The sequence below is a fragment of the Holtiella tumoricola genome, assembly GCF_027857615.1.
In the GTDB taxonomy this organism is placed as follows: Bacteria; Bacillota; Clostridia; order Lachnospirales; family Cellulosilyticaceae; genus Holtiella; species Holtiella tumoricola.
Map to the genome: position 1 here is coordinate 305,517 of NZ_JAQIFT010000068.1, position 6,373 is coordinate 311,889.

Genomic DNA, 6,373 nt, shown 5'->3' on the forward strand with positions numbered 1-6,373 from the left:
TTTGTTCTAATTTTGTAGGACAGATTCGCCCGCTACAAGGCCTGTAGACCATGCCCATTGTAAGTTATACCCACCACAATCACCATCTACATCTAGTACTTCTCCTGTTATATAAAGACCTGGTGCCTTTAAAGATTCCATCGTTTCTAAATTCACTTCATCTAAAGTAATACCACCAACTGTAGCTTGTGCAAACTTAAATCCTCTTGTGCCTTTAACTTCAAACACTAATTTTTTCATGGCCTCAGCTAATGCTTCTACCATTTCATAGTCTAAATTTTCACATGGTGCAACTGGGCTTCCTACATCAGCTTGTTTAATAATTGCCATAACGGCACGCTTATTTAACCAACCTATAAAAAGTTCCTCTATTGTTTTATGTGCCCCATTACCTATACGTTCGTAAATCGTTGCTACTAAATCTTCCTTAGTTGCCTCTGGCATAAAGTCCATATGAATCTCACATGCTTGCTTCTTCGCAAAACTATCTGCTGCAATACGACTTAATTGAAAAATCGGTGGTCCAGATAAACCATCTTCAGTAAAGAGCACCTCTCCTCTTTCTGTACGAACCTTTGTGCCCTCTACCAAAATACTAACTTCACTTTTAAAACGCATGCCTTGCATCATCTTACAGTATTTTGTTGGTGATACAATATGAACAAGTGTTGGAAGTGTTGGAACTTGATGGTGTCCTAAAGCTTTTAATAAACTATAACCTGTTTCATCACAACCGAGCTGTGGTGCTGCAAGTCCTCCCGTTGCTACAATGATGCGTTCAAAAGTATACTTGTCATTAGCTTCTGTTAAGACATTCCACTTTACACCTTCTGGTTTAAGTTTCGTCACTTTAGTATCTACTAAAACCTCTATACCTAGTCGTTCTACTTCCATACGTAGAACATCTACTACACTACTTGCTTGCTCTGAAGCTGGGTAGACTTTTGTCTTTTCTATAAGTCTTTCAATGCCAAGTGTTTTAAAGAATGCAAGTGTAGTCTCTACATTTTTACTCACAACAGGCTGATAGCAGTCTTTCTTGCTTGCTGTGTGGAAACGCTCTGCTCCCATATCTATATTGGTTATATTACATCTACCGTTACCGGTTACTAATATCTTCTTACCTATTCTGTTTTGTCTTTCAAAAATAGTGACTTTAGCGCCTAACCTTGCTGCAGTGATTGCTGCTACAAGACCAGATGCACCGCCACCAATAATGGCTATATCCCTCATGTTAGTTAGTCATCCTTTCTTTGTCTTTTATTGTAGGGGTATTTAATGACCTTTGCAAGTACAAAGGGGTTATTTCAAATTTTACAAAAAGGCAGTTGAACTGTACACCTTTTGTTTCTGCTCCTAAGACCTAAAAATACTTCACTATTTTTAAGTTCTCCCTAAAGAAACTTTCAGAGTACAACTCCCCTGCCTTTTCATAAATAAAAGGGGTACACTTATATTGTCCCCCTTCTAGATTACTCACTATAATTTTGTAAAATTTCTTCTATATAATAAGCATCTTTTTCTAGTTTACGTTTTTGTTCTATTGTTAGCTGAATACTTTGATTAGAAATAAGATCTACTGTACGCATTGAAAAATCTCTTGTACTTAAACCCAAATTAATAAATGAAGGGTTTTTCCCTTCTACCACAATACCTATTTGATCATTTTCTATACCAAGAGCAAAAGAAGGTGCTTCTTTGATAATGTAAGTTTGCCTTGTAAGAATCACCTCTTCTGGTGTAAACTTCTCAATTTGATAATCTCTAAAAAGAGCTTGTACTTCTTCCATCGTCTTACTGAGTAAGCTTAATGTATTCAAAGTTTGCTCTTCTACAATGTATCCTTCTTGATCAAGTAACTTTGCCGTAATCTTAGTTGTAGGTAAGATCCTACTACTTTCTTCTGTTTCTACTTCTACAATAGGCTCTTCTGGGTCAAAAGTCTCAATGACCGCATCAGGATTAACTATAGGGTCACTAATCCCTTTGCGATATGCCACTTGAAAACAGACAGTAGCTATTATAATAAAAACGAATGCAGCAACAGTAAGTAAGGTAATAAATTGCTTCTTCGTAAACATGTATATCCTCCTAAACGTCCTTGTTCATTACGTTTGGGAGTATAACCATCTTTTTACACCTTTATACACCTCTAGCCCTTATTCTATCAAGCTTCTTTAAAAAGTTTATTAATAAGCTTACGACCGCCAGGTACATTTTCTAAATCTTTAGCAGTAATAGTACGTGTTAAAAGACCTAATACACCATAGACTACCATAGCTATTGGTATAACAATAAGCATCATAAGTGTTGCATGACCAAATACCTTTACAAGTAAATTAAACAATACATAGCTTACAATCCCCATAACTGCTGCTACTAAAATAGGTTTAATAATAAGCTTTTTGATATTAATTTTAATATGAATAGTACGTACTAAGTAAACTACATTTAATATGGCATAGATTAAATAACAAATCGATGTACTATGAACAACACCATAAATATGCATACTTGGCATAGATAAAAGAATTAAGTTAGCAATTACCTTAACACCACAAGCAATCGCTGCATGGATTGTTGGAATACTTTGTTTACCCATTCCTTGTAATACACCTGTTGTAATCTGAGCAACGGTAATAAAGATAATACTAACGCTACCATAGACTAAAAGCTCTCCACCATCTGGTGCCATAGAATAAAGCATACGAATCACTTGATCGCCAAATACCATAAGCCCTACAGCCGATGGTGCAGCAAAAAGCATACCGATTTTAAGAACCATATTCGTCTTACGGCGTACATCTTTAAAGTCTTGTTTTGCCACTGCAGCTGAAATAGCTGGAATAACTGCCATTCCTAGTGTAAGAATTAAATTAACTGGTAAGTTAATCAATGTGGTGTACTTGGTTGAAAATTGTCCTGCCAAACTATTTACAATAGCAGTCTGACTTGTGAGAACTTCTGGATCTGAAATAGGTAGATTTACAAGTTGTCCTGCTAATGACATCTTTTCTATTGTATTTGGAAGTATTTTATAAATCATAGAGTAATCAATGAGTCCCATAATAGAAAAAATTGAGGAACTAATCATAATTGGAATACTCATAATAAGTATTTTCTTTAAGAGCTCTCCATTTGTTTCATCTGTTGTAGTACGTGACTTACGTCTACGCTTATTAATACTTGGCTTGATTAAATAATAGACAAATACTAAAACCAAAAGTGCAAAAAGTGCACCCACTGAAGTTCCAAATGAAGCACCTGTAACCGCTGCCTCTAGGCTTTTTTCCAATAGCATATAAGCCAATACCACACTAACAATAGCATGTACAAATTGTTCAACGACTTGAGATATAGCTGTTGGCGTCATAGAACTCATGCCTTGGAAATAGCCTCTCATAACAGCCATAATAGCTACTAAGAAAATAGCTGGCACTAATGCTTTCATTGGCAGTGCAGCCTCTGGCATATTAAAGAATATCGTAGAGATACTATCTGCTCCAAACCATAAAACAACAGATAATATAGCCCCAATTAATACTGAATAAATCATTGCCACTTTGTAAACACGGTGTGCATCTTCATAAGCCCCAATAGCTCTTCGTTCTGATACCATCTTAGAAATTGCTGTTGGAAGGGCAACCGATGACAGTGTGAGCATTACCATATAAACTTGATAAGAGGGTGCAAAAATACCATTTCCACTATCTCCAATAGCTCCCGTTAGTGGAATGCGATATAAAATACCTATTAGTTTACTGATAAATACAGCAATCGATAAAATCATAGCACCTTTTAAAATATGTGCGCCTGTTTGCTTATTATTTTCCATAGTCTTTTCCTTTAACCTTATCATTCTTCATTGCTTATCCGCTGGCTAGTATTATGTAGTACTACCCCCTGGATAACGTCATCTAAAATTCAGCTAATCTAAATAATTATCTGAACTAAGAACGCTGTTTATCCGATGCACTATTATAGCACAAAACTTTGAAGAAAATATAGTCTTAATTCATATAAATAAGAAAGAATACATAAAAATAGTGTGCTCTATAGCACACTATTCTTCTTCTGGTAAGGGCTCAAGTATTTTTATACGCATTTTGCGTTTACTATATAAACGATAACGATTAATGATTTCTGGGTACTGTCTCACAAAGCATACAAAGCGTTCAACACTTTCAAGTGCTTCATAAGATAAGAACTGCTTCATGCCTTCTCTCTCTTCTTCACGATTATTCGTAAGCTGTAGAATGTCCAAAAATTCATCAATAAGTTCATCCCGAGAAATCAAGTACTTTGCCATTTCTTTTCCTTTATCTGTAATAGTAATCGGTTGATAAGCAAGGTAAACGATATACTTTTGAAAATGCATACGTTGAAGGGCCTGGATGGTTTTTTTGAGTGGCATGTTTAGCTCTGTACTTAATTCACTACTTTTAATTTCTTGACCTTGCTCACTCAACTTATAAATATGAATGAGATATTGTTCTAAACTTGAAGAGAGCACATCCATTCCTCCTTTTACTATAACAGTACAGTATATGCGAGGCTAGCTTATCCTAATGCTAAACTTATCTTGCAAACTTCTTTCTATTCCCATATAATATAATCGGAATGTTGTACAAATAAAATCCCTATTAAGGAGGTGAATGTAATGAGTGAAATCGTACTTATAACAGATACATCAAGTGATTTAAGTGACACTATAGTTAAAGAATTTGGAATTACACGTATTCCTTTTTATGTTTCATTTAATCAAGTCGATTATTTTAAAGAAATCGTAGAAATGCCTATTAAAGATTTCTATACAAAAATGCGTGAAAGTAAAGTCTTCCCTAAAACATCACTTCCATCAATCAATGATTATCTTGAAGTGTTTACACCACTTGCAGAGGCTGGTAAATCCATTATCTGTGTTTGTTTATCCGGGTATTTTAGCGGTTCATATAGTTCTGCTGTTAATGCCAAAGAAATTATTTTAGAAAATTATCCTAATACGCAAATTGCAATTATTAATTCATTAAATGCCACAGGTGGTCAAGGACTTTTAGTAACAGAGATTGGTCGTATGATTCAAGATGGACTTGAATTTGACCAAATTATTGATCTTACAGATAAACTTATTGAAAAAGCTAGAATTTTCTTCTTTGTTGATACACTTGATTATTTAGAAAACGGCGGTCGTATCGGAAAAGCATCTGCTCTTCTTGGTACAATGCTCAATGTTAAGCCTATTCTCTTTTTAGAAAAAGGACAACTTTATCCACTTGCTAAAGTACGTGGTAAGAAAAAAGCTATTGCTAAAATTATCGAATCCACTGTGGAATATATTGGTGATCGTCCTTGTGACTACAACTACATAGTTGGTCATGCTGACAACTTAGAAGATGCCAATACTATTTTAGCAGGTGCTAGAGCAAGTATTGCTGCTCCTATTCCTGATGAATTCTTCTTCATCGGAGTAACTATTGGTGTAAATACAGGTCCTGATGCATGCGGAATCTGTGTTATTCCAAAGTATCAAACATTAATGTAACTAAAAAGGAAGGTAGGATAATTATTTATCCTACCTTCCTTTTTCACTTTTCAACTTATCTTCTCTTAACTGGCTTAATATAAAACGCATAGGCAATGGCCATAAACGCGAAAATTTCTGTTGCCGTAAATGGTGGTATGATATTAAGTAGATTAACAAAATACCCTATTCCATCCAATGTCAATAAAATACATGCTGCAATAATAAGTGCATAACTACTTCTTAAATATTCATTCTTATACTTAAGAAAGCCAATCACACAAAGTATAATCATGATAGCTACAAAAGTACCTTGTACAACACTTAAATACAGAGGAAACTGACCTGTAAGTTCTAGTCTATAGCCAAATGTTGCTGTCACAATCTTGGTAGGTTGAGTGATAATAACATATATGTAGAATAAAATCCAAGGTGTAAATAAAACTAAATAAGTTAAATAATTTAATTTTTCCCTTATGTAAGGTGTAATGCACCATACTGCTGAAGCCATTGTCATAGTAATTCCAATGCTTGTTGCTAAATAGAAGTAACGTAGGATTTCAAGTTGTCCAAGCGTTGGATGGTCTCCATATACAATTAGTGTTAAATACCTCATCATAGAAAATGCAAATAGAAATGTACAAATCCATTTCAAAGTTACATTTTCTTTCTTTTGTACAATACCTATATTCACCATTAGGACTATCAGTGCTAAAACGCACAAAACAATGAGTAAAAAATAGCTCGTTGACATGGACATCCTCCCCCTTTTTTATTATTTTTATGGACAAGGAAGTTATTTTAGAACTAGATTCTCTAAATTTCTTTGTATAAGAATACAAAAGAGGCCAC

Annotated in this window: 6 protein-coding genes; 1 reads left to right on the forward strand and 5 read right to left on the reverse strand. The window is 34.6% G+C overall.

The window, feature by feature from the left end:
* Positions 1-6 precede the first annotated feature (6 nt).
* From PBV87_RS20790 to PBV87_RS20805, 4 genes are all read right to left on the reverse strand, one after another.
* On the reverse strand, positions 7-1,233 hold the full coding sequence (locus tag PBV87_RS20790; RefSeq protein ID WP_271013582.1) for a BaiN/RdsA family NAD(P)/FAD-dependent oxidoreductase: 1,227 nt from the start codon (positions 1,231-1,233) through the stop codon (positions 7-9).
* Between the two features lie 239 nt (positions 1,234-1,472).
* Entirely contained in the window at positions 1,473-2,081 is a 609-nt protein-coding gene (locus PBV87_RS20795; protein ID WP_053985557.1) for a hypothetical protein, read from the reverse strand.
* An 86-nt stretch (positions 2,082-2,167) separates the two neighbouring features.
* Positions 2,168-3,835, reverse strand: a complete 1,668-nt coding sequence (locus PBV87_RS20800; protein ID WP_271013583.1) for a putative polysaccharide biosynthesis protein — start codon at positions 3,833-3,835, stop codon at positions 2,168-2,170.
* A 228-nt stretch (positions 3,836-4,063) separates the two neighbouring features.
* Complete coding sequence (locus tag PBV87_RS20805) at positions 4,064-4,513, reverse strand: metal-dependent transcriptional regulator (RefSeq protein WP_053985559.1); 450 nt, start codon at positions 4,511-4,513, stop codon at positions 4,064-4,066.
* Between the two features lie 147 nt (positions 4,514-4,660).
* Between PBV87_RS20805 and PBV87_RS20810 the strand changes: the two genes are divergently transcribed.
* Entirely contained in the window at positions 4,661-5,542 is an 882-nt protein-coding gene (locus tag PBV87_RS20810; RefSeq protein WP_271013584.1) for a DegV family protein, read from the forward strand.
* 55 nt (positions 5,543-5,597) lie between these two features.
* Here PBV87_RS20810 and PBV87_RS20815 read toward each other — a convergent pair whose 3' ends face one another.
* Complete coding sequence (locus tag PBV87_RS20815) at positions 5,598-6,275, reverse strand: hypothetical protein (RefSeq protein WP_053985561.1); 678 nt, start codon at positions 6,273-6,275, stop codon at positions 5,598-5,600.
* Positions 6,276-6,373 lie beyond the last annotated feature (98 nt).

What these genes read in the sequence shown, in the direction of transcription:
- PBV87_RS20810 (WP_271013584.1), top strand. Translation starts at nt 4,661, where the DNA reads ATGAGTGAAATCGTACTTATAACAGATACATCAAGTGATTTAAGTGAC.
- PBV87_RS20790 (WP_271013582.1), bottom strand. Translation starts at nt 1,233, where the DNA reads ATGAGGGATATAGCCATTATTGGTGGCGGTGCATCTGGTCTTGTAGCA.
- PBV87_RS20800 (WP_271013583.1), bottom strand. Translation starts at nt 3,835, where the DNA reads ATGGAAAATAATAAGCAAACAGGCGCACATATTTTAAAAGGTGCTATG.
- PBV87_RS20795 (WP_053985557.1), bottom strand. Translation starts at nt 2,081, where the DNA reads ATGTTTACGAAGAAGCAATTTATTACCTTACTTACTGTTGCTGCATTC.
- PBV87_RS20815 (WP_053985561.1), bottom strand. Translation starts at nt 6,275, where the DNA reads ATGTCAACGAGCTATTTTTTACTCATTGTTTTGTGCGTTTTAGCACTG.